The 23,773-nt window shown below is 72.1% G+C and carries 20 protein-coding genes; 5 read left to right on the plus strand and 15 right to left on the minus strand.

What is annotated here, in order from left to right:
• Positions 1-68 precede the first annotated feature (68 nt).
• On the plus strand, positions 69-950 hold the full coding sequence (locus OG519_RS08525) for a phosphatase PAP2 family protein (protein WP_405580764.1): 882 nt from the start codon (positions 69-71) through the stop codon (positions 948-950).
• 53 nt (positions 951-1,003) lie between these two features.
• Here OG519_RS08525 and OG519_RS08530 read toward each other — a convergent pair whose 3' ends face one another.
• Positions 1,004-4,135 carry a bifunctional [glutamine synthetase] adenylyltransferase/[glutamine synthetase]-adenylyl-L-tyrosine phosphorylase gene (locus OG519_RS08530; protein WP_405580767.1) on the minus strand — a complete coding sequence of 1,044 codons (3,132 nt, stop codon included), beginning with the start codon at positions 4,133-4,135 and terminating at the stop codon, positions 1,004-1,006.
• A 368-nt stretch (positions 4,136-4,503) separates the two neighbouring features.
• Here OG519_RS08530 and OG519_RS08535 point away from each other — a divergent pair, with 368 nt between their 5' ends.
• The 4 genes from OG519_RS08535 to OG519_RS08550 all read left to right on the plus strand — a co-directional run bounded on the left by OG519_RS08535 (position 4,504) and on the right by OG519_RS08550 (position 9,420).
• Entirely contained in the window at positions 4,504-5,385 is an 882-nt protein-coding gene (locus OG519_RS08535) for an alkaline phosphatase family protein (protein WP_405580770.1), read from the plus strand.
• A gap of 3 nt (positions 5,386-5,388) precedes the next feature.
• On the plus strand, positions 5,389-6,669 hold the full coding sequence (locus OG519_RS08540) for an MFS transporter (RefSeq protein ID WP_405580772.1): 1,281 nt from the start codon (positions 5,389-5,391) through the stop codon (positions 6,667-6,669).
• Between the two features lie 23 nt (positions 6,670-6,692).
• The gene (locus tag OG519_RS08545) at positions 6,693-7,778 is read left to right on the plus strand and encodes a TolB family protein (RefSeq protein WP_405592573.1); all 1,086 of its coding nucleotides are present in this window, start codon (positions 6,693-6,695) and stop codon (positions 7,776-7,778) included.
• A 163-nt stretch (positions 7,779-7,941) separates the two neighbouring features.
• A complete protein-coding gene (locus OG519_RS08550; RefSeq protein ID WP_405580774.1) occupies positions 7,942-9,420 on the plus strand; it encodes a PIN-like domain-containing protein in 1,479 nt (492 codons plus the stop codon).
• 32 nt (positions 9,421-9,452) lie between these two features.
• Here OG519_RS08550 and glnA read toward each other — a convergent pair whose 3' ends face one another.
• From glnA to OG519_RS08620, 14 genes are all read right to left on the minus strand, one after another.
• Positions 9,453-10,814 carry a type I glutamate--ammonia ligase gene (gene glnA / locus OG519_RS08555; RefSeq protein WP_405580777.1) on the minus strand — a complete coding sequence of 454 codons (1,362 nt, stop codon included), beginning with the start codon at positions 10,812-10,814 and terminating at the stop codon, positions 9,453-9,455.
• Between the two features lie 130 nt (positions 10,815-10,944).
• Positions 10,945-11,712 (minus strand): hypothetical protein, encoded by a 768-nt coding sequence (locus OG519_RS08560; RefSeq protein ID WP_405580779.1) that lies wholly within the window; start codon positions 11,710-11,712, stop codon positions 10,945-10,947.
• 28 nt (positions 11,713-11,740) lie between these two features.
• Positions 11,741-12,307: a nuclear transport factor 2 family protein gene (locus OG519_RS08565; RefSeq protein ID WP_405592575.1), complete on the minus strand. Its 567-nt coding sequence runs from the start codon at positions 12,305-12,307 to the stop codon at positions 11,741-11,743.
• 257 nt (positions 12,308-12,564) lie between these two features.
• Entirely contained in the window at positions 12,565-13,350 is a 786-nt protein-coding gene (locus OG519_RS08570; protein ID WP_405580782.1) for a hypothetical protein, read from the minus strand.
• Between the two features lie 14 nt (positions 13,351-13,364).
• On the minus strand, positions 13,365-13,919 hold the full coding sequence (locus OG519_RS08575; protein WP_405592577.1) for a hypothetical protein: 555 nt from the start codon (positions 13,917-13,919) through the stop codon (positions 13,365-13,367).
• A 26-nt stretch (positions 13,920-13,945) separates the two neighbouring features.
• Positions 13,946-15,331, minus strand: coding sequence for an MCE family protein (locus tag OG519_RS08580; protein ID WP_405580784.1), 1,386 nt, complete (start codon positions 15,329-15,331; stop codon positions 13,946-13,948).
• Entirely contained in the window at positions 15,331-16,536 is a 1,206-nt protein-coding gene (locus OG519_RS08585; RefSeq protein WP_405580787.1) for an MCE family protein, read from the minus strand. The genes OG519_RS08580 and OG519_RS08585 overlap by 1 nt, the downstream gene beginning before the upstream one ends.
• Entirely contained in the window at positions 16,533-17,690 is a 1,158-nt protein-coding gene (locus OG519_RS08590; protein ID WP_405580789.1) for an MCE family protein, read from the minus strand. The genes OG519_RS08585 and OG519_RS08590 overlap by 4 nt, the downstream gene beginning before the upstream one ends.
• A complete protein-coding gene (locus tag OG519_RS08595; protein WP_405580791.1) occupies positions 17,687-18,787 on the minus strand; it encodes an MCE family protein in 1,101 nt (366 codons plus the stop codon). The genes OG519_RS08590 and OG519_RS08595 overlap by 4 nt, the downstream gene beginning before the upstream one ends.
• A complete protein-coding gene (locus tag OG519_RS08600; RefSeq protein ID WP_405580793.1) occupies positions 18,784-19,815 on the minus strand; it encodes an MCE family protein in 1,032 nt (343 codons plus the stop codon). The genes OG519_RS08595 and OG519_RS08600 overlap by 4 nt, the downstream gene beginning before the upstream one ends.
• Entirely contained in the window at positions 19,812-21,077 is a 1,266-nt protein-coding gene (locus OG519_RS08605) for an MCE family protein (protein WP_405580796.1), read from the minus strand. The genes OG519_RS08600 and OG519_RS08605 overlap by 4 nt, the downstream gene beginning before the upstream one ends.
• Positions 21,074-21,961, minus strand: a complete 888-nt coding sequence (locus OG519_RS08610) for an MlaE family ABC transporter permease (protein ID WP_405580799.1) — start codon at positions 21,959-21,961, stop codon at positions 21,074-21,076. Before OG519_RS08610 ends, OG519_RS08605 begins: the two co-directional genes overlap by 4 nt.
• 3 nt (positions 21,962-21,964) lie before the next feature.
• Positions 21,965-22,771, minus strand: coding sequence for an MlaE family ABC transporter permease (locus tag OG519_RS08615; protein ID WP_405580802.1), 807 nt, complete (start codon positions 22,769-22,771; stop codon positions 21,965-21,967).
• Positions 22,768-23,766, minus strand: a complete 999-nt coding sequence (locus OG519_RS08620) for an ABC transporter ATP-binding protein (protein WP_405580805.1) — start codon at positions 23,764-23,766, stop codon at positions 22,768-22,770. The genes OG519_RS08615 and OG519_RS08620 overlap by 4 nt, the downstream gene beginning before the upstream one ends.
• Between the last annotated feature and the right edge of the window lie 7 nt (positions 23,767-23,773).

Consider the following 23,773-nt stretch of genomic DNA (forward strand, 5'->3'; position numbering starts at 1 on the left):
GAGTACGCTGCGCCCAGTTGCCTCGGAAGATCCTATGAATCCGGACATATCTGGCACACTGGTGAACCATGGCGGACCCGATTGCGAAGACGATGAGCGGCCGCTCCACGGCACCTGCCGGCGCCACCAGATTCATCACCACCGACGGCGCCACCAGCGTGGACATCCGCTCCCGCCGGTCCGTCATCACCCGGTTGCGCCGGCCGCGCCGTCCCCGGGTGTGGTTCGAGCTGCTGATCATCGGCGTCAGTTACTGGCTGTACTCACAGATCAGGAACGCGGTCCCGCAGGAGCGGGCGGTGGCCGTACGGCACGCGCGTGACATCTGGGACTTCGAACGCCAGATCGGCCTCGGCTTCGAGCACGCCATCAACCACGCGGTGAACCCGGTGACGCCGCTGATCGTCGCGATGAACTACTTCTACTCGACGCTGCACTTCCTGATCACCGTGGTGGTGCTCGTCTGGCTCTTCGTCAGCCATCCCGGACGCTACGGCCCGGCCAGATCGGTGCTCTTCATCACCACCTGGCTGGCCCTCGTCGGCTTCTGGCTCTTCCCGCTGGCCCCGCCGCGGCTGCTGCCGGGGGCCGGGTTCCTCGACACCGTGCGGCTCCACCACACGTGGGGCTCGATCGAGCAGGGCAACCTCTCCCAGGTCTCCAACCAGTTCGCCGCCATGCCGTCGCTGCACATCGGCTGGTCGCTGTGGTGCGGCGTCACGATCGTGATGCTGGCCAGACATCTGTGGCTCCGGATCCTGGGGGCGCTGTACCCGGTGGCGACCCTGGTGGTGATCACCTCCACCGGCAACCACTTCTGGATGGACGCGGCCGGCGGGGCGGTCTGCCTCACCGTCGGATACACGGTCGTCTACTACGTCTACGGGCGCCTGGTCTACCGGCTGCCGCGCTATCCGGAACCGGCCCAGAGCCGGCTGCGAGCCGGCTGAGGCGCGGGGTCCCGTACCCCGAGACGCCAAGCTCGCCGCACCGTGCCGCCGCCTCACTCCCCGTAGAAGAGCCGCTCCACCACCGCGCGCGCCCGCCGGGTCCGGCGCCGGTAGAGGTCGAGCATGTCACCCACATGGCCGCCCTGGTGGCCGAGATAGCGGGCGACCGCGGCCGGCTCCCGCCCCGCGGTGGGGAACGCGTCACCGGGCCTGCCCCGTACCAGCATCACCGCGTTGCGCACCCGGGTGGCCAGCACCCACGCCTCGTCGAGCACGGCGGCGTCCGCCGCGTCGATCAGCCCCTCGGCGCGGGCCGCGGCCAGCGCCTGCCGGGTGCCGGTGGTACGCAGCGACGGCAGCCGGGCCGCGTGCCGGAGCTGGAGCAGCTGGACGGTCCACTCGACGTCGGACAGACCGCCGCGGCCCAGCTTGGCGTTGGTCGTACGGTCGGCGCCGCGCGGGATGCGCTCGGCCTCCATCCGCGCCTTGAGCCGCCGGATCTCCCGTACCGCGTCCTCCTCCAGGCCGCCCTCGGGGTAGCGCAGCGGGTCGATCAGCGCGATGAAGCGGGCGCCGAGATCCGGGTCGCCCGCCACCGGGGTGGCCCGCAGCAGCGCCTGGCTCTCCCACACCAGCGACCAGCGCTTGTAGTAGGCGGCGTACGAGGCCAGGCTGCGCACCATCGGGCCGCTCTTGCCCTCGGGCCGCAGCCCGGCGTCGATCAGCAGCGGCGGGTCGGCGGTGGGGATCTGGAGCAGCCGCCGCAGCTCGTCGGCGACGGCGAGCGCGGCCCGGGTCGCCTCGCCGGGGTCGGCGCCGTCCAGCGGTTCATGGACGAAGAGCACGTCGGCGTCGGAGCCGTAGCCCAGCTCGCGGCCGCCGAAGCGGCCCATGGCGATGACCGCGAAGCGGGTGGGCAGCGGGTGGGCGTCGCCGTCGGTCACCGCGGCCACGGCCGCGCGCAGCGCGCCGGAGACCGTCGCGCGGGTGAGGCCGTAGACGGCGGCGCCCACCCGGTCGACGAGGGCGGCCTCGTCCAGCGGGCTCGCCGGTTCCGCCACGCCGGTCGTGGACACCTCGTCGCCGTAGGTGTCGATGAGATCGCCCGCCGCGGTACGGAAGAGCTCGCGCCGCCGCACCCCGCGGACCGCGGTGATGGCCTGCTCAGGGGTGCCGGCCCGGCCGACCGCGGCGAGCACCTCCTGTTCCAGCGCGGCGGGGTCGCGCGGGTTGAGGCCCTCCCGCGAGCCGAGCAGCGCCACCGCCTCGGGGGCGCGGAGCAGCAGGTCGGGCGCGAGCTTTCCCGACGAGAGCACCCGGGCCAGCCGCTGGGCGACGGCGCCCTCGTCCCGCAGCAGCCGCAGGTACCAGGGCGTTGTGCCGAGCGCGTCGGAGACCTTGCGGAAGCCGAGCAGGCCCGCGTCGGGGTCGGCGGAGTCGGCGAACCAGCCGAGCAGCACCGGCAGCAGGGTCCGCTGGATGGCGGCCTTGCGGCTGACCCCGCTGGCCAGCGCCTCCAGATGGCGCATGGCGTCGGTCGGGTCGGCGTACCCGAGGGCCTGGAGCCGCTGCCGGGCCGCGTCGGTGCTGAGCTGGGGGTCGCCGCGGCGCCCCCAGGGGGCGGCCGAGTCGCTGCCGAGCTGGGCGACGGCGTCCAGCAGCGGCCGGTAGAAGAGCTTCTCGTGCAGCCGCCGCACCTCCAGGGCGTGCCGCTTCCACTCCCGGTTCAGCTCGGCCACCGGATCCGAGCGCAGGCCGAGCGAGCGGCCGAGGCGGCGCAGATCCGCCTCCTGGTCGGGGACGAGGTGGGTGCGGCGCAGCTTGTGCACCTGGATGCGGTGCTCCATCAGCCGCAGAAAGCGGTAGGCGGCGTCCAGCGCGGCGGCGTCGGCGCGGCCCACATAGCCGCCGGCCGCCAGTTGGGCGAGGGCGGTCAGGGTGGTGCCGCTGCGCAGCGAGGGATCGGTGCGCCCGTGCACGAGTTGCAGGAGCTGCACGGCGAACTCCACGTCCCGCAAACCACCGGGACCCAGCTTCAGCTCCCGGTCGACCTGGGCCAGTGGGATGTTGTCGATGACGCGGCGGCGCATCTGCTGGACGTCGCCGACGAAGTTCTCCCGCTCGGCGGCCTGCCAGACCATCGGTCGGATGGCGTCGACGTACGCGGCGCCGAGTTCCGGGTCGCCGGCCACCGGGCGGGCCTTGAGCAGCGCCTGGAACTCCCAGGTCTTCGCCCAGCGCCGGTAGTAGGCGAGGTGGCTGGCGAGGGTACGGACCAGCGGGCCGTTCTTGCCCTCGGGGCGGAGGTTGGCGTCGACCGGCCAGATGGTGCCCTCGGCGGTGGTGTCGGAGCAGATCCGCATCATCCGGGAGGCGAGCCGGGTCGCGGCCTGGACGGCTCGGCCGTCGTCGCGGGGGCCGTCGGGGGATTCCGTCGGCCCAGCCGACCCAGACGAACCGGACGAACCGGACGGCTCAGGCGGCTCAGGCAGCTCCGCCGGCTCGGGCACCTCGGGCGGTTCGGCGACGAAGATGACGTCCACGTCGGAGACGTAGTTCAGCTCATGGCCGCCGGCCTTGCCCATCGCGATCACCGCGAGCCGGCACGCGGCGGCGTCCTCGGGCTGTTCCGCGGCGGCGATGGCCAGCGCGGCGCGCAGCGTGGCGGTGGCGAGGTCGGCCAACTCGGCGGCGGTACGCACCAGGTCGCTCGTCCCGCACACGTCACGGGCCGCGATCCCGAGCAGGCAGCGGCGGTAGACGACCCGCAGCTTGTCCGGGGTGCGGGTGTCCGCCATCGCCCGCTCGAACTCCGCGACGCCCGGGTGCAGATCGGCGGACTCGTAGGTGACGAGGGCGTGCCAGTGCGCCGGGTGCCGGGCCAGGTGGTCGGCCAGGCCCTCCGAGGCGCCGAGGACGCCGAGCAGCCGGTCGCGCAGCGGCTTGCCCGTGACGAGAGTGTCGAGCAGGGCCCGCCGCTCCCCCGGCGGCAGCGCCTCGGTCAGCCTGACGAGCCCGCGCAGCGCCTGATCCGGGTCCGCGGTGGCGCCGAGCGCCTCCAGCAGGACGGGATCGGCCCGGACGCCGCTCAGCACATCGGTCTGGAGCAGGAGTTCGGCGGCCCCGGCATCGGTGAAGCCGTGTCGCAGCAGTCGGCTGAACGTACTGCTGCGGCGTCCCTGCATCAGCCCTCCCGGCGTTTCCCGACGTGATCAAAACCTGCCCGAGCGTAACGCGGGGGCTGCCCGTCCGTCCCCCACCGGGCCGCGTCCCGGTCACGTCCAGGTCGGTCCCCGCTCGCGCCGCCGCGTCCCTCCCGGTGCCCGAACGTTCGTTCAGCGTTCACCGTCGACGTGCTCCTGCCCAGGTGACGAGGGTTCTAGCTTTGGCATGCCCACCGCGCCGCGCTGTTCGAGAGCTCTCCCGCAGTACCCGTTCGTCGCCGTTGGCGCCGTTCTTGCCGTTGCCGCCGGTGGGGCCGCTGTTGCCGTTGTTGCCGTTCCATCGCCGTTCTCGCCCTTGCAGCCCGCTCTCCCCGTACCGGAGGTATCCCGTGCCCGGCTGGACCCTGCCCCGCCGCAGCCGTACCGCTCTGCTGACCACCGTCGGCCTCGCCGCCGCCTCCGCCGGCCTGTGGGCCGGCCTCGGCGGCAACGCCCAGGCGGCGGGCTCCGTCCCGACGCCCGCCCACACGCTCGTGGTCGTGCTGGAGAACCACGCCTACAGCCAGGTCATCGGCAGCTCCGGCGCGCCGTACATCAACTCGCTCGCGTCCGGGGGTGCCAACCTGGCGCAGAGCCACGCCATCACGCACCCGAGCCAGCCCAACTACTACGCCCTCTTCTCGGGTTCGACGCAGGGCGTCACCTCCGACTCCTGCGTCAAGATCGGCTTCAGCTCCGCCGCCAACCTCGGCTCCGAGGTGGTCTCCGCCGGCGGCACCTGGGGCAGCTACAACGAGACGCTGCCCAGCCAGGGCTCGACGGTGTGCAGCAGCGGCAAGTACGCCCAGAAGCACAACCCCTGGTTCGGCTTCAGCAACGTGCCGACCTCCTCGGCGAAGACCTTCGCGCAGTTCCCCTCGGACTACTCGACGCTGCCGAAGATGTCCTTCGTGACGCCGAACCTGTGCAGTGACATGCACGACTGCTCGGTCTCCAGCGGCGACACCTGGGTGAAGAACAACCTGGGCGCCTACGCCACTTGGGCGAAGACCCACAACAGCCTGCTGGTGGTCACCTTCGACGAGGACAACTCGCAGAGCGGCAACCGGATCCCGACCGTCTTCTACGGCCAGCCGGTCAAGGCGGGCGCCGCCAACTCCACCAACTACAACCACTACAACCTGCTGCGCACCCTGGAGGACCTGGCGGGCACCTCGACGCACGCGGGCCAGGCCGCGTCCGCCGGCGACATCACCGGTATCTGGAACTGACGCATGTACGTCAGCGAGAGCCGCGGCAGCAAGCCCGCGGTGACCGCTACGGACGCCCGGGGCACGCTCCCCGGGCGTTCGGCCGTCACCGCCACGATCTCCGGCACCGTCTTCGCCCTGGGCGCGGTCAGCCTGATCACCGACATCTCGTCGGAGATGGTGACCGCCGTGCTGCCCCTCTATCTGGTCACCGGGCTGGGTCTGTCCCCGCTCGGCTTCGGTCTGCTCGACGGCGTCTACAACGGCTTCAGCGCGCTGGTTCGGCTGGTCGGCGGCCACCTCGCCGACCGCGGCGGCCGGCACAAGCCGGTGGCCGCCTTCGGTTACGGCCTGTCCGCGCTCTGCAAGCCGCTGCTGCTGATGGCGCACACGCTGCCGCTGATCGGCGCGGTGCTCGCCGCCGACCGCACCGGCAAGGGGCTGCGGACCGCGCCGCGGGACGCGCTGATCTCGCTCTCCTCCTCGCCCGAGACCCGCGGCCGGGCCTTCGGGGTGCACCGGGCGATGGACACCACGGGCGCGCTGCTGGGGCCGCTGGCCGCCTTCCTGATCCTGCGGCAGGCCGCCGAGGGATACGACGCGGTGTTCACCGTCAGCTTCTGTGTGGCGGCGGTCGGCGTGGTGGTGCTGCTGCTCTTCGTGCCGTCCCGGGCACCGGAGTTGGGCCCGGCGGTGACCGACGCGGCGGAACGTCCCTCGCTGCGGGCCGCGATCGCGCTGCTCGGCCGGCGCCGGCTGCGCGGCCTTTCGCTGTGCGCGGTGGTGCTCGGCCTGGCCACGGTGAGCGACTCCTTCGTCTATCTGATGCTCCAGCGGCGGCTCGGGGTGCCCGACCGCTGGTTCGCGCTGCTGCCGCTGGGCACCGCCGCCGCCTTCCTGCTGCTCGCGGTGCCGCTCGGCCGGTGGGCGGACCGGGTCGGCCGCTGGCAGGTCTTCATCGGCGGGCATGTGGCGCTGCTGTGCGCGTACGGGCTGCTGCTCGCGCATCTGCGGTCCGGCGTGCTGCCGTACGCGGTGCTCGCGCTGCACGGCGCGTTCTACGCGGCCACCGACGGGGTGCTGATGGCGGCGGCCGCCGGATCCGTACCGGCGCCCCTGCGCTCCAGCGGGCTGGCCCTCGTCCAGACCGGGCAGGCCGCCGCCCGGTTCGTCTGCTCGCTGTCCTTCGGCGCGGCCTGGACGGCGTGGGGGGACCGCTCGGCGCTGGCCGGCGCCACGGTCGCCCTGCTGGCGAGCGTCACCCTGTCGATCGGGCTGCGGCCCGGGAAGGAAGCGGCCGAATGACCACCGAGACGCCGGCTGCGCCGATGACCGTCCGGAACAAACTGCTGGTGCTGGTCGCCTGTGTGACGGTGCTGGCGTGTGTCGCCGGGGCGGCGGTCTGGCGGGCCACGGACCGGGCGGACCGCAGGAACCAGGTCCAGGCGGGCGGGCCCGCGATCCACGCCGGCCCGGTCACGCTCGGGCCGAAGGGGACGAGCGCGCCGACGGGGGTGACCGGCGGGAACGGGGCGGCCGGGGCGGCGCCTTCGGCGTCCGGGCGGCGGATCGTCTTCCGCTCGCTGGCCTGGGGCCCGCACCGCGACGAGTTGGCGAGCGTGGCCGCCGCCGACCCCGAGGGACCGCGCACCGCCTCCGGCGTCAAGTGCCTGCGGTTCTACGCGGCCGGCGGCACCGGAATCTGTCTCCAGGCCGAGCGCGGCCCGGTCACCGACACGTACCAGGCCCTCGTGCTCGACTCCCGGCTGCACGAGACCCGGCACGTCGGCCTGGCCGGCATCCCCACCAGGGCCAGGGTCTCGCCCAGCGGCCGGATGGTCGCCTGGACCGTCTTCGTCGGCGGCGACTCGTACGCGGGCACCAACTTCTCCACCCGCGCCTCCATCCTGGACACCCGTACCGGCGTGCTCCAGCCGACCCTGGAGGACTACACCGTCATCAGGGACGGCAAGCGGATCCGGGCCGCGGACTTCAACTTCTGGGGCGTCACCTTCGCCGACGACGAGCACTTCTACGCCACCCTCGGCACCGCCGGGCACACGTATCTCATCCGGGGCGACGTCGCCACCAGGACGGCCACCACTCTGCGCACCAACGTCGAGTGCCCGTCCCTGTCCCCCGACGGCACCCGTATCGCCTTCAAGAAGCGGGTCCCCGGGCTGAGTCCGGACGCCCCCTGGCGGCTGTACGTCCTCGATCTGGCGACCTTGAAGGACCACCCGACGGCCGAGACCCGGAACGTCGACGACCAGGCGGTCTGGTCGGACGACGACACCCTCGTCTACTCCCTTCCGGGTGACTACGGCTCCGACCTCTACACCGTCCCCGCGTCCGGCGCCGGGAGCGCCCGGCTGCTGATGCGGTCCGCGCTGGCCCCGGCGTATCTCGGCTGAACGGCGAACGGGTGCGCCCGCGCCCCCACCGGCACCCGCACCCGTTGCCGCACCCTCACCCGTTGCCGCACCCGCACCCGAAAGGGATGGACCGGCCGGAAAAGGAGCGCGGCGCCGACACCGCTTCGCTACGCTCTCGGACGGGGCCAAGCGGAGGGGCCGGATGTCCACATTTCTCAGCGCGTTCGAAGGCCACTGGAGACGGCCGGCGGCCGACTACAAAAAGGCGGTCGCGGGTTATCGCATCGCGGTCGACACCAATGTGCTGCTCGAACTCTACCGTTTCACACCGAAGGCCCGTAACGAGCTGCTGAATGTGCTCCGCCAGGTCAGACACCGGCTGTGGATACCCCATCAGGTCGCGGCCGAGTACTACGACCGGCGGGTGAGCGCCGTCAAGGAGCATCTGACGCTCTACACATCGGTGCCGGACGCGGTCAACGAGCACAAGCAGAAGGCGTTGCAGGAACTCCAGCGGTTCGCCAAGCGCTGCTCGATGAGCGAGGCGGACCGGGCCAGACTCATCGAGCCGATCGAGCGGGCCTTCGCGGCGGTGGACCTGGAGATCACCAGGCACCGGGAGGACTTCGACCTCAGCCTCGAAGGGGTGATCAACGAGGACCCCGTGCTGACCGCGCTGGGCGAGATCCTGGACGACCGGGTCGGCGATCCGTTCAGCGAGGAGGAGTCGGCCGCGCTCATCCTGGAGTGCCGGCGGCGCTTCGACGACAAGGTGCCGCCCGGCTACAAGGACGCCGGGAAATCCGAGAACGCGCACGGGGACTTCTTCGTCTGGGAGCAGTTGCTGCGCGAGTCGGAACAGGACTCGTCCCCCTTTCTCTTTGTCACCAATGACGCCAAGGAGGACTGGGTGCGGGTGGAGGCGGGGCTGATCGTCGGCGCCCGCCCGGAACTCTTCGCGGAGTTCTCGGAACGCTGCGACGCCGACTTCCTGATCACCCAGCTCGGCAGGTTCCTGCAACTGGCCAAAGAGGAATTGGACGCCCCGGTCAGCGAATCGACGGTGGCCCAGGCCGGAATTCCGCGCACCCGGCTGCCGCAGCAGGACGGGGAGCGGCTCGTCCTGCCGTCCTCGCACTTCGGCGAGATCGTCGCGGTGCTGGACGCGGAGGCCAACGCGATGTCCCGGCCGTCCAGAAACCGGCCGAGCGCGGCGCCGGCCGGCCGGATCAAACGCCGGGCGGTGGAGGCGAAGCGGGTCAGGGACCAGTTGCTCGACTCCGCCCGGCAGTCAGGTGACGACGTGGAGGTCCGGCTGGGCCGGGGCGACTGGACCTACGCCTACGCGTTGTGGCAGCAGGACCGGCGGGGCCGCTCCGAGCAGGAGCAGGAACTCCCCGGCGGCGACCGGCCGCCCTTCTCCGCCGACTGGCAGGCACTGAGCGAACTGGAGGCGCGGCTGACCTCCTACCAGCGGGACTACGCCCGCCTTCTCTCGCTGACCGACGAGGAGCCGACGGGCGACGGCCATCCCCTGGAGAACACCCATCTCCTCTCCCCCGGCGAGACCGGCACCCCCACCGCCACCCTCGCCGCCTCGATCACCCTGGTCGAAACCGAGATCGCCACCCTCCTGGACCGCATGCGCACCCCCGCCGCCCCCACCTCCCCCATCCCCTGAGACGAACGCCCCCGCCCGGCCCCCGCCGGACCTCAGAGGTTCGGCAGGTTCTTGCGCAGCTCGAAGGCGGTGACTTCGCTGCGGTATTCCTCCCACTCCTGCTTCTTGTTGCGGAGGAAGAAGTCGAAGACGTGCTCGCCCAGGGTCTCGGCGAGGAGTTCGCTGCGCTGCATGAGGTCGATGGCCTCGCCGAGGTTCTGGGGGAGGGGGGCGATGCCGAGGGCGCGGCGTTCGGCGTCGGTGAGGGCCCAGACGTCGTCGTCGGCGCCGGGGGGGAGTTCGTAGCCCTCCTGGATGCCCTTCATGCCGGCGGCGAGGAGGACGGCATAGGCGAGGTAGGGGTTGGCACCGGAGTCGAGGGAGCGGACTTCGACCCGGGTGGAGCCGGTCTTGCCCGGCTTGTACATCGGGACCCGGATGAGGGCGGAGCGGTTGTTGTGGCCCCAGCAGATGTAGGAGGGCGCCTCGCCGCCGGCGCCCGCGATGCGCTGGGAACCGCCCCAGATGCGCTTGTAGGAGTTGACCCACTGGTTGGTGACCGCGGAGACCTCGCCGGCGTGCTTGAGCAGGCCGGCGATGAAGGAGCGGCCGACCTTGGAGAGCTGGAACTCCGAGCCGGACTCGTAGAAGGCGTTGCGGTCGCCCTCGAAGAGCGAGAGGTGGGAGTGCATCCCGGAGCCGGGATACTCGGAGAACGGCTTCGGCATGAAGGTGGCGTGCACGCCCTGCTCCAGCGCCACCTGCTTCATCACCAGCCGGAAGGTCATGATGTTGTCGGCGGTGGAGAGCGCGTCGGCGTACCGCAGGTCGATCTCCTGCTGGCCGGGGGCGCCCTCGTGGTGGGAGAACTCCACCGAGATGCCCATCGACTCCAGCATGGTGATGGCGGTCCGGCGGAAATCCATGCCGACGTTCTGCGGGGTGTGGTCGAAATAGCCGGAGTTGTCGGCCGGGGTCGGGCGGGCGCCGTCCAGCGGCTTGTCCTTCAGCAGATAGAACTCGATCTCGGGGTGCGTGTAGAAGGTGAAGCCGAGATCGGAGGTCTTGGCCAGCGCGCGCTTGAGGACGTAGCGGGGATCCGCGTAGGACGGGGAACCGTCGGGCATCAGGATGTCGCAGAACATCCGGGCGGTGCCGGGCGCCTCCGCGCGCCAGGGCAGCACCTGGAAGGTGGCCGGGTCCGGCTTGGCGATCATGTCCGATTCGTACACCCGGGCGAATCCCTCGATGGCGGAACCGTCGAAGCCGATGCCCTCGTCGAATGCCTGCTCAAGCTCGGCGGGGGCCACCGCGACCGACTTCAGGTAGCCGAGGACGTCGGTGAACCACAACCGTACGAAGCGGATGTCCCGCTCCTCCAGGGTGCGGAGGACGAACTCCTGCTGCTTGTCCATAACCATCCATCCTTGCCGGTCAGCGGTCCCCCGGCGCGGGTGGCAACGGGGATCATGAGCATTGCACCACATCGATTTTTCCGGTGCGTTGCAGCTACCACTCACTCCCCATAGTGCACGTTGGTAAGCCTCAGTCGAAGGTGTCGATCGAGGCGATCTTCCAGGTACCGTCCTGCCGCAGCGCGTCCACCGCGAACATCGCCGCGGCGTAGGTGGTGGCATCGTTCTCCGCGGCCGCGGCGGTGCTGGTGTTGCGCTGGTCGGCGAAGATCAGCAGCCGGGCCCGGTCACCGTCGATCGTCTCCACACCGGTGTCGGTGACGGTGGTGGTGAGCACCAGCTTCTGGGTCAGCGCGGCCGCCTTGACCTGCGCGATCATCGTCGCGTACTGCTGTACGGCCTTGCCGGTCAGCAGCCGCCGGGCCGCCTCGTCGCTGCGGGCGGGGGCGGCGTAGTCGTAGGAGAAGACGGCGTTCACCGCCTGGGCGACGGTGCCCTTGACCTCGCTGGTGCGGGCGGTGTCGGTGAGCGCGGTGTTGCCGGTGGCGGAGGTGTCGTGCAGCGCCGACGCCTTGCCCGCCGCCCAGGCCGCGAAGCCGCCGAGCAGCACGGTGAGCAGCGCGAGGCCGGCCACCAGGGCGGTACCCGACGTCAGGCGGCGCGGGCGGGAGGCGACGGGGGCGTGGGGGGTTCCGGTCGGGGCGGCGGCGGCCGAGTGGGCTGGGCCGGCCGGGTCGGCGGTGACCGGGTCCGGCGGGGCGGCGGGCCCGCGGTCCCGGGCGGGCGCGGCGACCGTACGGGCCGCGGGCGCCGGCGCGGCGGAGGGAGAAGAGGCGGCGGAGGCGGCGGTCAGCCGGCGCTGCCGGTTGATCAGGTGGCGGGTGGTGGACGACGACATGGCTGCGGCGGTCCTCTCGGGGGCGAGGCTAGGGCTGGGTGGGGGACGAGGAGGGCGCGCTGTCTCCCATCGGTGCCTGGCCGAGGGCGCTGAGCTTCCAGCCGGCCGCGGTGCGGGTGAGTTCGCCGAGCAGCCGGCTCTCCTTGACCGAGGGCTGCTCCTTCGGAGCTTGTACGGTGATCCGCAGCGCGACCATCACGCTCGCCTTCCCGGTCCTGGCGTCGAGCTCGGTGACCGCCCCGGAGAGCACCTTCGCGGTGCTGACCGTCTGCGCCTGCGCCACCTGCTTCTCGAAGTCGGCCCGGCCCTGGACGAGTTGGGTGTGCAGGTCGCCGGTGGTGCTCGACTCCCAGATGTCCATGCCGTGGTCGAGGTCGTCGTGGTCGAGGGTGTTCATGTTCTGGACGGCCTGCTCGCCGGCGGCCAGCACGGTGTCACGCGTACGGGCGAAGTCCGTGTCGCCGTCGTGCGCGGCGCCGTACCAGGACCAGCCGGTCCAGGCCGCCGCGACGGCCGCCGCCGCCGCGAGGGCGAGCGCGGCGCCGAGCAGCGGGCGGCGCGGAGGCCCGGCCGGGGCGGGGGCGGGCTCGGTCACCTTCGCCGCCGCCGGTTCGGCCGCCCCCTCCACCGCCGGATCGGCCCCCTGAGACGGAGGCACGTCCGCCATCACCGGATCGGTCACCACGGCCGGTTCGGCAGCCGGTTCGCTAGCCGGTTCCGCCACCTCGGCAGGCGGCTTCGCCACCGTTTCCGCCGCCGGCTCGCGCTCGGCCGCGGGCTGCGGCTCACTCGCCGGCTCGTCCGACCGCCGGGCCTTCGACCTGAACGGCATACCTGCCACCTGCCTGCCTCCTAGCGGGATGTCATATCGGTGATACGCCAACGACCGTCCACCAGCCGGGCGGTCACCGACAGTTCCGCCGCCGCGCTGGTGGCGGCGGCGCCGGCCCGTTGCGCGGTCTGGTCCAGGAAGACCAGCAGCCGGGCGCGGTCGGCGGTGAGCGTGACCACGCCGGCCCGTACCACCCTTGTGGTCAGGGTGAGTTGCTGCGCGGCGACCTCCGAGCGGACCTCGGCGAAGAGCTTCTGGTACTGGGTCGCGGCGGCGCCGGCCAGCAGATCGTGGGCGGCCTGGGCGGTGGACTCCGTGTCGTCGGGGGCGTAGGCGAAGACGCGGCTGAGCGCGTTGCTGACGTCGCCGATCACCTGGTCGGTGCCGGCGGTGTCGGTCAGCGCGTGGTTGCGGGTCGCGTCCGGGTCGCGCAACGCCTGCCCGGCCCACAGGAATCCGCCGGAGGCGAGCAGCAGCAGGACGAGTACGGCGACGGCGAGGGTCCGCCGCCGCGGGCGCCATCCGCCGCGGAGGCGCCGCCGGGCCCCGGCCGCCCCGGACTCGGTCAGCCCGGTCCCATCCAGCCCGGACTTGGCCGGCCCGGACTCGGTCGGCACGGACCCGGTCCCATCCAGCCCGGCCTCGGTCGGCACCGAGTCCGCCGACCCAGCCGCCCCCGCCGCGGCCAGCCCCGCCCCATCCGGCCCTGCATCGGTCGGCACCGAGTCCGCCGACCCGGCCGCCGTCCCTGCTGCGGTCGGCGGCTCGTCGGCCCTCGTCCCCGCCTCTTCCTCCGTCGTACGCACAGCGTCCGCCCCTCTCAGCTCGCGCCCAGCGGCACCGCGGTGAGCGCCGTGAGTTTCCAGTCGCCGCCGTCGCGGGCCAGGTCCGCCTCGAAGCGTTTGCGGTCCGGGCCGGCCGTGCCCGACCCGGGGGTGACGGTGACCTGGACGGTGGCGATGACCTTCGCCGTACCCGCCCGGGTGTCCAGTTCGGTGACCGCCGCGTCCGTGACAACGCCCCGGGTGGTGGTGCCGGAAGCCCGCAGGGAGGCCGCGTCGGCGGCGTGCGTACGGACCATCTGGTCGTGGAGCGGACCGGTCGTGGTGGCCAGCCAGGCCGCGAGGTCCCGGTCGAGATGGGCCGGGTCGACGGTGTTGAGCCGGGCGATGCCGCGCTGCCCCGCGGTCAGCACGGCATCGCGGGCCTTGGCCTGGCCGAGGGCGGCGTCGCCCCGGGTGTCGGCGTAGGACCAGGCGGAGAGCGCGCAGAGGACGACGGCGACGGCCCAGGCGGTGGCCCAGGCCGCGCCCCGGACCGTACGGCGCCGGTTCGGTCCCGGCCGCGCGGCCGGGAGGAAGCCGGGGCGCGGCAGCCGGAAGCGGCCGAGAGGCGTGGCGGTCACGGGGTGTTCTCCAGTCCGAGCAGGCGAGCCATGGTGGTGGCACCGGGTCCCGCGGCCGAACCGGGACCTGACCCCCGCGACGACACTGACGGCAGCGACGGCAGCCCGAGCGCGCCGGGCAGCGCGTACGGCGTGGCGGCCGGCGCCGCCGACCCGTTCGACCCGCCGGACGACCCGCTGGACCCGGCCGACCCGTTCGACCCGCCGGACCCGGCCGCCCCCTGCGAAGTCGGCAGCACCGACCCCGGCTGGGCCGGCACCGGCACCCCGCCCCCGTACGGCGCGTTCGCCGACCCACGGACGTCGACGCCGGACGAGGCCGGCGCCGTACAACGCGCCGCCGTGTTCAGCGCGGTGGCCGGCGCGCCGGTGTCGAGCCCGTTGCGATACGCCGTGCCGCCGTATCCCGAGGTGCAGGGCAGCGGCGAGAAGAAGGTGACGGCCATCCCGAAGCGCACCCCGTCGCGGGTCACCGCCGTGGACCCGGCCGCCACCACCGCCGGCACCTTCACCAGGAACTCCTGGATTCCGCGCTGCCGGGTGACCGCCACGTCCGAGGTGGTCAGCAGATTGGCCAGCACCACGCTCAACTGCGGCCCCACGTCGCGGAGCAGCGCGCTGACCTGGCCGGCCGCGTCGGGCGCCGCGGTGATCAGCCGACGCAGATCGGTGTCGGAGGCGTCGAGTTGGGCGGCGAGCTGCTGGGCGCTGTGGGCGAAGGAGGTGATGGCGTCGCCCTCGTCGGCCTGGGTCCGCAGTACGGTCCTGGCGTCCGTCATGAGCTGGAGGTCGGCCGGCAGATTGGCGTCGGCGGCCGAGATGAACCGGCCGCTCGCGTCCAGCAGCGCCTGGAGGTTGTCGGCCTGCCCGGTGAACGCCTGCCCGAACTCGTCCACCACCGTCCGCAGCGAGGCGAGGGGTACGGAGGCGGTGAGGTCGTTGACACTGGTGAGCAGGTCGGTGACGGGCGCCGGGGTGTGGGTGTCGGCCTGGGTGATGGTGGAGCCGTTGTGCAGGTAGGGGCCCGCGTCGGTGTTCGGCCGCAGGTCGATGTACTGCTCGCCGACGGCGGAAAGGCTGGCGACGACCGCCTGGAGGTGGTCGGGGATCCGGGGCGCGGAGTCGTTGATCCGCAGGTCGGCCCGGACGCCGTCGCCGGTGAGCCGGATCGGGCCGACCCGGCCGACCGGCACACCGCGGTAGGTGACGTCGGCGTGCTCGTAGAGGCCGCCGGTCTCCGGGAGCTCGACGCTCACCGTGTAGTAGCCGCGCAGGCCCACGTAGTGGCCGAGGTCGGCGTAGCGGACGCCGAGGAAGCCCAGCACGAGCACGGCGATGACCACGAAGGCGATGTTCTTGACGATGGCGGCCCGGGTGAGCATCAGCGGCTCCCGGCGGGGGTGACGGCGGGCAGCGGCAGCGGCAGCGGGAGGCCGGCCCGGCGGATCGTGTCGCGGACGGCGTCGCGGGCCGGCTTCCTCCCGGTGACCGCCGGATCCTCGCCGGGCAGCGGGTCGGCGGTGGGCTCCGGGGTCGCGTAGACGTTGTCCTTGGCGAGCATCGGCGGGATCAACTGGGTGCCAGGCGTGGCGGTGAGGTCCAGGTAGACATTGAGGTAGTCGCCCTTGACGCCGCTGAGCACCTCGTCGGTGAACGGGTAGGTGAACAGCACCTGGAGGGAGTCGGGCAGGTCCTTGCCCGCGTCGGCGAGCCGTCGCAGGGTCGGCGCGAGGGCCTGGAGGTCGGCGACCATGTCGTCCTTGCTCCTGTTGACGGTGTCGACCGCGACGCCGGAGAGGGTGTCGAGCGAGCGGAGCATGGTGACGAGCGAACCCCGTTGCCGCTCCAGCACTTTGAGGCCGGGGCTGAGCCCGGTGAGCACCGTGCCGATCTTCTGGTCCCGGGCGGCGAGGGTGGCGGAGAGCGCGTTGACGCCGTCGAGCGCGTCGGTGATGTCCCGCTTGTGGGCGTCGAGGTCGGAGACGAGCGTGTCGACCTGGCCGAGCATGTCGCGGATCTGCGGTTCGTTGCCGGTGAGCGCCTTGTCCAGCTCCCCGCTGATGGTCTTGAGCTGCTGGATCCCGCCGCCGTTGAGCAGCATGGACAGGGCGCCGAAGACCTCTTCGACCTCGGGGTTGCGGTTGGTGCGCGCGACCGGGATGACGCTGCCGGACCGGAGGTGCCCGGTGGCGGGCCGGCCGGCCGGCGGCGGGGCGAGCTGGATGTACTTCTCGCCCAGCAGACTGGACTGTTCGAGGTGGGCATAGGCGTTGGCGGGCAGTGCCACCGAGCCGTTGACCTTCATCGTGACCATCGCCGACCAGCCGTCGGGGGCGAGAGCGATGCCGGTGACCCGGCCGACGGCGACGTCGTTGACCCGGACCGACGCCTGCGGGACGAGATCGAGGACATCGGCGAACCGCGCCGTGACGGTGTAGGGGTGGCCGCCGAGGTCGGCGCCCCCGGGCAGCGGCATGTGCTGGACGTCCAGCGAGCAGCCGCTGAGGGTGAGGGCGGAGAGCAGGCCGGCGACGGCGAGGCGGGGTGCCAGGCGGGGAGCGGGGCGGGGGGCGCGGGGCGGCTTCATCGGGCGCCTCCCCGGCCGGTGGTGGCGCCCGGCGCGGTCCCGTACACCGGGCCGACCGGCGGCAGCGGCAGCGGCAGCGACCGGGCGGCGGGACCGGCCGGGGCGGCCCCCGGCTCGACGGATGGCGTGGTCGGCGGGGTGTCCGGCCGGGTGTCCGGCGGGGTGATGTCGCCGCCCATGCTCAGCTCGTTGATGTCGGCCCGGCCGTCGAGGGTGCCGTGCCGCGGGTCGTAGGCGTTGAGCAGGTTGTCGGCGGCGAGCGGGGCGGTGTCGAGGAGTTCGGCGAGTGAGGCGCGCTGGTCCACCAGGGTCTGGGTGATGGGCGCGAGTTTGGCGATGCTGGTCCTGAGCCGGGCCCGGTTGTCCTGGATGAAGGTCTTCACCTGGCCGAGCGAGGTGGACAGTTGCCGCAGCGCGCCGCCGAGGTCTTCCCGGTCGTCGGCCAGGAAGCCGGTGACGGTGGAGAGTTGCTCGGCGGCGGTCCGCACCTTGCCGTCGTTGGTCTTCAGCATGGCGGTGAAGGACCGGAGATAGGTGAGGGTGGCGAAGAGGTCGCCGCTGTGGCTGTCGAGGGTTTTGCCCGCCTGGCCGAGCTGGTCGATGCTGTCGCCGATGGCCTTGCCGTTGCCCGCGAGGTTGTCCGCCCCGGTGTCGAGCAGCCGGGAGAGCGCCCCGGTGGCGTTGGCGCCGTCAGGACCGAGGGCGTCGCTGAGCTGGGTGATGCTGGCGTAGAGCTGGTCGATCTCGACCGGGGTGGCGGTGCGGTTCGCCGGGATGACGGCGTGGTCCTGGAGTTGCGGGCCGCCGGTGTACGCCGGGGTGAGCTGCACATAGCGGTCGGCGACGACGCTGGGGGCGACCACCACGGCGCCCGCGTCGGCGGGCACCCTGACGCCGTGGTCGAGGGTGAGCGTCACCTTGACCTGCTTGCCCCGCGGTGTCACCGCGTCGACCCGGCCGACCTTCACCCCGAGGATCCGCAGATCGGAGCCGGCGTAGACGCCGACGGCGCGGTCGAAGTAGGCGGTCACCCGCCGGCCGTCCGGGCCGCCGAAGGCGAGCAGTCCGGCGGTGACGGCCGCGGCGGCCACCACGGCCAGCGCGGTGAGCAGCGCGATCGGCCGTCGGACAGCGGCGAGGGGAAGCCCTCTCATGACGCCCCTCCTGTCGTCTTGGGCGGTTGGCAGCCGGTGGCCGGCGGGGTGCCGGGGGGCAGATAGTTCTTGGGGACGAGCTGGCACAGATAACTGTCGAACCAGCGCCCGTTGCCGAGGGTGTTGCCGACGAGCCGGTAGTAGGGGCCGGCCAGGGCGAGCGCCCGGTCGAGGCTGGACTGGTTGGCGAGCAGCACGTCGGTCACCCGGTCCAGGGCGTCCAGGGTCGGCGCGAGCTGCCGGTCGTTGTCGGCGACGAGGCCGCCCAGTTGGACGCCGAGGTTCTGGGTGCCGGTGAGCAGCGCGTGGACGGCGTCCCGGCGGCTCTGGATCTCGCCGAGCAGCAGGTCGCCGTCGGAGATGAGCTGCTGGAAGCGGCCGTCCTGCTGGGCGAGGGTCTTGGTGAGCTGCCTGCTGCCGCTGAGCAGGTCGGCGAGTTGGGCGTCCCGGCTGGAGATGGTCCTGGACAGCGAGGACAGGCCGGTGGCGGCGCTGCGCACCGAGGCCGGGGTGTCCTTGAAGGTGTCGGAGATCGCCTGGAAGCTCGCCGCGAGCTGCCGGGTGTCGATGGCGCCGAGGGTGTGGCCGAGGCCGTCGAAGGCCTGGGTGACGTCATAGGGCGAGGTGGTGCGGCTGCTGGGGATGGGCCTCGCGGGGTCCTGCGCGCGGCTGCCCAGTGGGTCGACGGCCACATATTTCTCGCCGAGCAGTGTCTTGATGCCGATGGCCGCGGTGCTGGCGTCACCGATCCAGACGTGGTCGACGGCGAAGGTGACCTTCACCCGGTCGCCGTCGAGCGCGACCCCGGTGACCTTGCCGACCTTGACGCCGGCCACCCGCACCTCGTTGCCCGAGCGCAGCCCGGCCGCCTCGGTGAAGTCCGCGGTGTACGTCCGGCCGCCGCCGATCAGCGGCAGTGCGTCGGCGTGGTAGGTGGCCAGGCTGATCAGCGCGAGCACCAGCAGGCCGACCGCGCCGACCAGCACCGGGTTGCGGTCGCGCAGCGGACGGAACAACGGCCGGCCGCGGCGGGTCTGGTCGCGCCGCGGCAGCCGGGGCAGCCGGGGCCGGATGTCGGTGATCCGGGGGCGTTTCATGACCGGCACCTCGCTTCGCTGATCGCCAGGCCGGTGGGCGGCCGGCTGCCGTCGGCCATGGTGACTCCCGAGACGGTGGCCTGGCAGAGGTAGAGGTTGAGCCAGGAGCCGTAGGAGGCGAGCCGGCCGACGGCCTGGAACTTCCGCGGGGTGGTGGTGAGGAACTTCGACAACTCCGGTGTGCTGTCGGCGAGGTCGGTGGAGAGCCGGCCAAGCTGGTTGATGGAGTCCTTCAGCGGCTGCCGGCCGTCTTGCAGTAATCCGGCGGTGCTGGTGGTGAGTTGGGAGATCGCGGTGATGGAGTCGCCGATCGGGCGGCGGTCGGCGGAGAATCCGGTGACGAGCTGCTGGAGGGTGGCGATCAGGTCGTTGAAGCTCGTCTCGCGGGTGTTGACGGTGGTGAGCACCGAGTTGAGGTTGTCGATGACCTGGCCGATCACCTGGTCCTTGGCGGCGAGTGTGGTGGTGAGCGAGCCGACGTTGCGGATCAGGCTGTCGACGGTGCCGCCCTCGCCCTGGAGGACCTGGATGATCTCCCCGGCGAGCTGGTTGACATCCTTCGGCGAGAGTCCTTCGAAGAGCGGCTGGAAGCCGTCGAAGAGCCGGGTGAGGTCGAGCGCCGGGGTGGTGTGGTCGAGCGCGATGGTGCCTCCCGGGGGCAGCACTCCGCCGACCGGTCCGGCGCCCTGGGCCAGGTCCACATAGCGCTGTCCGACCAGGTTGAGGTATTTGATGGTGGCGGTCACCGAGGCGGGCAGGGTCCGCCCGCGCTCCACCGAGAACCGCACCTGGGCGAGCCGGCGGTCGACGACCTTGATGGAGTCGACCTGGCCGACCTTGACCCCGGCGATCCGTACGCTGTCGCCGGAGGCGAGCCCGGTGGTGTCGGTGAACCGGGCGTTGTAGCCGGTGGTGTCGCCCACGTCGGCGCCGGCGATGCTGATCGCCAGCACGGCGGTGGCCAGCGAGGTGACCAGGATGAAGATCAGCGATTTGACGATCGGTCCGACCAGGCTGCGGCGTTTCATCCGACCGTCACCTCCGCGCCGCGGAAGACCGGTCCGGTGAGCAGGCTGCTCCAGTCCGGCAGGGAACGGGGAGCCGTCTTCGCGCCCGGCGCCAGGAGTTCGTCGAGCAGTTCGTTCTCCTGCGGGGAGTTGGCGATCGGGGTGGTGCCGCGGCCGGTGTACGGGACCGGGTAGCACTGCGGGCCGCCGCTCGCCGAGTAGGCCGGGGTGTCCTTGCCCGGCAGGTATTTGCCGCGGGAGGGGACCGTGGTCACGTCGACGTGCAGGCCGGGCCGGTCGGTGCCCTTGCCGAGGGCCTTGTCCATGACGGGGACGAAGTCGGCGAGGGTGCGCAGGGTGCAGGGGAAGGACGGGGCGTACGTCGCCAGCAGGCCGAGGGTGCCGCGGCTGTCGGCGGACAGCCGGATGATGTTGTCCTTGTTCTGCCGCAGATAGGTGGTCAGGTCCTGCGCGGTGGTGGTCGTCGAGCCGTACAGGGTGCTGAGGTTGGCGCGCTCCGCGGCGATGGTGCCGCTGGTCCTGGTGAAGTCGGTGAGCGCCCGCACGATGTCGGGCGCGGCGTCGGCGTAGACCCGGCTGACGGTGACGAGCTGCTTGATGTCGTCGTTGAGCGCGGGCAGTTGGGGGTTGAGCCCGGTGAGGTAGTGGTCGAGCTGGATGAGGGTGGTGCCGAGCTGGGTGCCCCGGCCGTCGAGGGCGGTGGCGACGGCGTCGAGGGTCGCGGCGAGTTTCTGCGGCTGGACGGCGGTCAGCAGCGGCATCAGGTTGTCGAGCACCTGCTGGAGTTCGACCGCGTTGCCGGAGCGGTCCTGCGTGATGGTGGCGTCGGCGGCGAGCGAGGGGCCGCCGCCGGTGGCGTCGGCCGGTGGGACGAGCGCGACGAAGCGTTCGCCGAAGAGGGTGGTGGGCAGCATCTGGGCGGTGACACCGGCCGGGATCCGGCGCAGCTTGCCGGGGTCGATGGCCAGCTCGAGGCGGGCGCCGGCGCCGTCGGCGTGGATGGACCGCACCCGGCCGACGACGACACCGCGGACCTTCACATCGGCGCCCTGGTGCATCTCGTTGCCGACGCTGCCGGTCTCCACGGTGACGGTCGCGGAGTCGGTGAACGCCTTGTCGTAGACGGCCACCGCGAGCCACGCCAGCAGACAGGGCACCAGCAGGAAGACGATCCCGGCGCCGCGGCGGCGGGTGGTGGCGCCGAGCCGGTCGCGGCGGGCCGGGGGACGGGGGGCGCCGGGGCTGATGTCGAAGCGGCTCATCCGGCCACCCGCACCGTGGTGGTGGCGCCCCAGATCGCCAGGCTGAGGAAGAAGTCGGTGATCGAGATGATCACGATGGCGTTGCGCACCGAGCGGCCGACCGCGATGCCGACGCCGGCCGGGCCGCCCTTGGCGGTGTAGCCGTAGTAGCAGTGCGCGAGGATCACGATGACGCTGAAGATCAGCACCTTCAGGGCGGACAGCAGCACGTCGGCCGGTGAGAGGAAGAGATTGAAGTAGTGGTCGTAGGTGCCGGCCGACTGGCCGTTGAGCCAGACGGTGACCAGCCGGGAGGCGACGTAGCTGCTGAGCAGGCCGATGCCGTAGAGCGGGATGATCGCCACCACCCCGGCGATGATCCGGGTGGTGACGAGGTACGGCATACCGCGCACGCCCATGCCCTCCAGCGCGTCGATCTCCTCGTTGATGCGCATCGCGCCGAGTTGGGCGGTGAAGCCGGCGCCGACGGTGGCGGAGAGCGCGAGGCCCGCCACCAGCGGGGCGATCTCCCGGGTGTTGAAGTAGGCGGAGATGAAGCCGGTGAAGGCGGCGGTGCCGAGCTGGTTCATCGCCGCGTAGCCCTGGAGGCCGACGACGGTGCCGGTGGCCAGCGTCATACCGATCATCACGCCGACGGTGCCGCCAATCACCCCGAGGCCGCCGCTGCCGAACACCACCTCGGCGAGCAGCCGTTGCACCTCCCTGAGGTAGCGGCGCAGGGTGCGCGGGATCCACAGCACGGCGGTGAGGTGGAAGATGAAGTGGTCGCCGGTCTCGTCGAGCCAGCGCAGCCAGCGGCCCGCGCCGGGGCGGCGGCGGGCGCGGGCGGGCCGCGCCGGTTCCCGCGGCCCTTCGGGGGGCGCGTCCTTGTCGAGGAGGGCCATCGTTCAGGCTCCCTTCTGCGGGACGAGCTGGAGGTAGACGGCGGTGAGCACCACGTTCACCAGGAACAGCAGCAGGAAGGTGATGACGACGGACTGGTTGACGGCGTCGCCGACGCCCTTGGGGCCGCCTTTGGGGTGCAGTCCGCGGTAGGCGGCGACGATGCCGGCGATGAATCCGAAGATCAGCGCCTTGATCTCGCTGATGTAGAGGTCGGGGAGCTGGGCGAGCGCGGAGAAGCTGGAGAGATAGGCGCCGGGGGTGCCGTGCTGGATGATGACGTTGAAGAAGTAGCCGCCGGCGGTGCCGACCACCGAGACCAGGCCGTTGAGGAAGACCGCGACGAGCATGGTGGCCAGCACCCGGGGCACGATCAGCCGCTGCACCGGGGAGACGCCCATCACCTCCATGGCGTCGAGTTCCTCGCGGATCGTGCGTGAGCCGAGGTCGGCGCAGATGGCGCTGCCGCCGGCGCCGGCGATGAGCAGCGCGACGATCAGCGGGCTGGCCTGCTGGATGACGGCCAGCACACTGGCGCCGCCGGTGAACGACTGGGCACCCAACTGCTGGGCGAGCGAGCCGACTTGCAGGGCAATCACGGCGCCGAACGGAATCGACACCAGCGCGGCCGGCAGAATCGTCACGCTCGCCACGAACCAGAACTGCTCGATCAGCTCCCGCACTTGGAACGGCCGCCGAAAGGTGTCACGGACGGTGGTGGCGGCCAGCGACATCAACTGCCCGGTCTGGCGCAACGCGCCGCTGCCGGGAACGGGCCGGCGGGGCGCGCCGGTCCGTACGGGCGCGGTCATGCCGGCTCCCCCCTGGTGGGCACGCCGGGGCCCACCGGGGCCAGCCCGGAGGTGATCGCTTCCCTTACCGGCAGCGGCAGTTGGTCCCACATCTCCAGCACCCGGGCCCGGCGGCGCTGTACGGCCCGGCGCGGCGGAAGTCCCGCGCTCGGCTCCAGCTGCGGCACGATCCGCGGCGCGGCGAGGGGGGCGTCCCCGGCCGCGAGCTGCTCGCGGGCCATGGTCGCCTCGTCCTTCTCCTCCGACATGCCGATCGGGCCGGCCCTGCGCCCGCTGAGGAACTGTCTGACCACCGGTTCCTCGCTGGTGAGCAGGAGTTCGCGCGGACCGAAGGCGACCAGTTCGCGGCGGAAGAGCATGCCCATGTTGTCCGGGACGGTCGCCGCGATGTCCAGGTTGTGGGTGACGATCAGCATCGTCGCGTCGATCTGCGCGTTGAGGTCGATGAGCAGTTGCGAGAGATACGACGTGCGGACCGGGTCGAGACCGGAGTCGGGCTCGTCGCAGAGGATGATCTGCGGGTCGAGCACCAGGGCCCGGGCCAGGCCCGCGCGTTTGCGCATACCGCCGGAGATCTCGCCGGGGAGTTTCCCCTCCGAGCCGAGCAGGCCCACCATGTCGATGCGTTCCATCACGACGCGGCGGATCTCCGCCTCCTTCTTGCGGGTGTGTTCCCGCAGCGGGAAGGCGATGTTGTCGAAGAGGTTCATCGAGCCGAAGAGCGCGCCGTCCTGGAACATCAGGCCGAACATCTTCCGGGCCTCGTAGACGTCCCGCTCCGGGCTGTTGACCATGTCGACGCCGCCGACCAGCACCCGGCCGCGTTCGGGTTTGAGCAGGCCGATCACGGACTTGAGGAAGACCGTCTTGCCGGTGCCGGACGGGCCCAGCATCACGCTGACCTCGCCGGGCGGCAGGGTGAGGGTCACGTCCTGCCACACGGTCTGTGCGCCGAAGGACTTGGTCAGCCCCTCGACGACCACTTCGATTCCCATCGCGTCT

The organism is Streptomyces sp. NBC_01190 (genome assembly GCF_045039895.1).
In the GTDB taxonomy this organism is placed as follows: Bacteria; Actinomycetota; Actinomycetes; order Streptomycetales; family Streptomycetaceae; genus Actinacidiphila.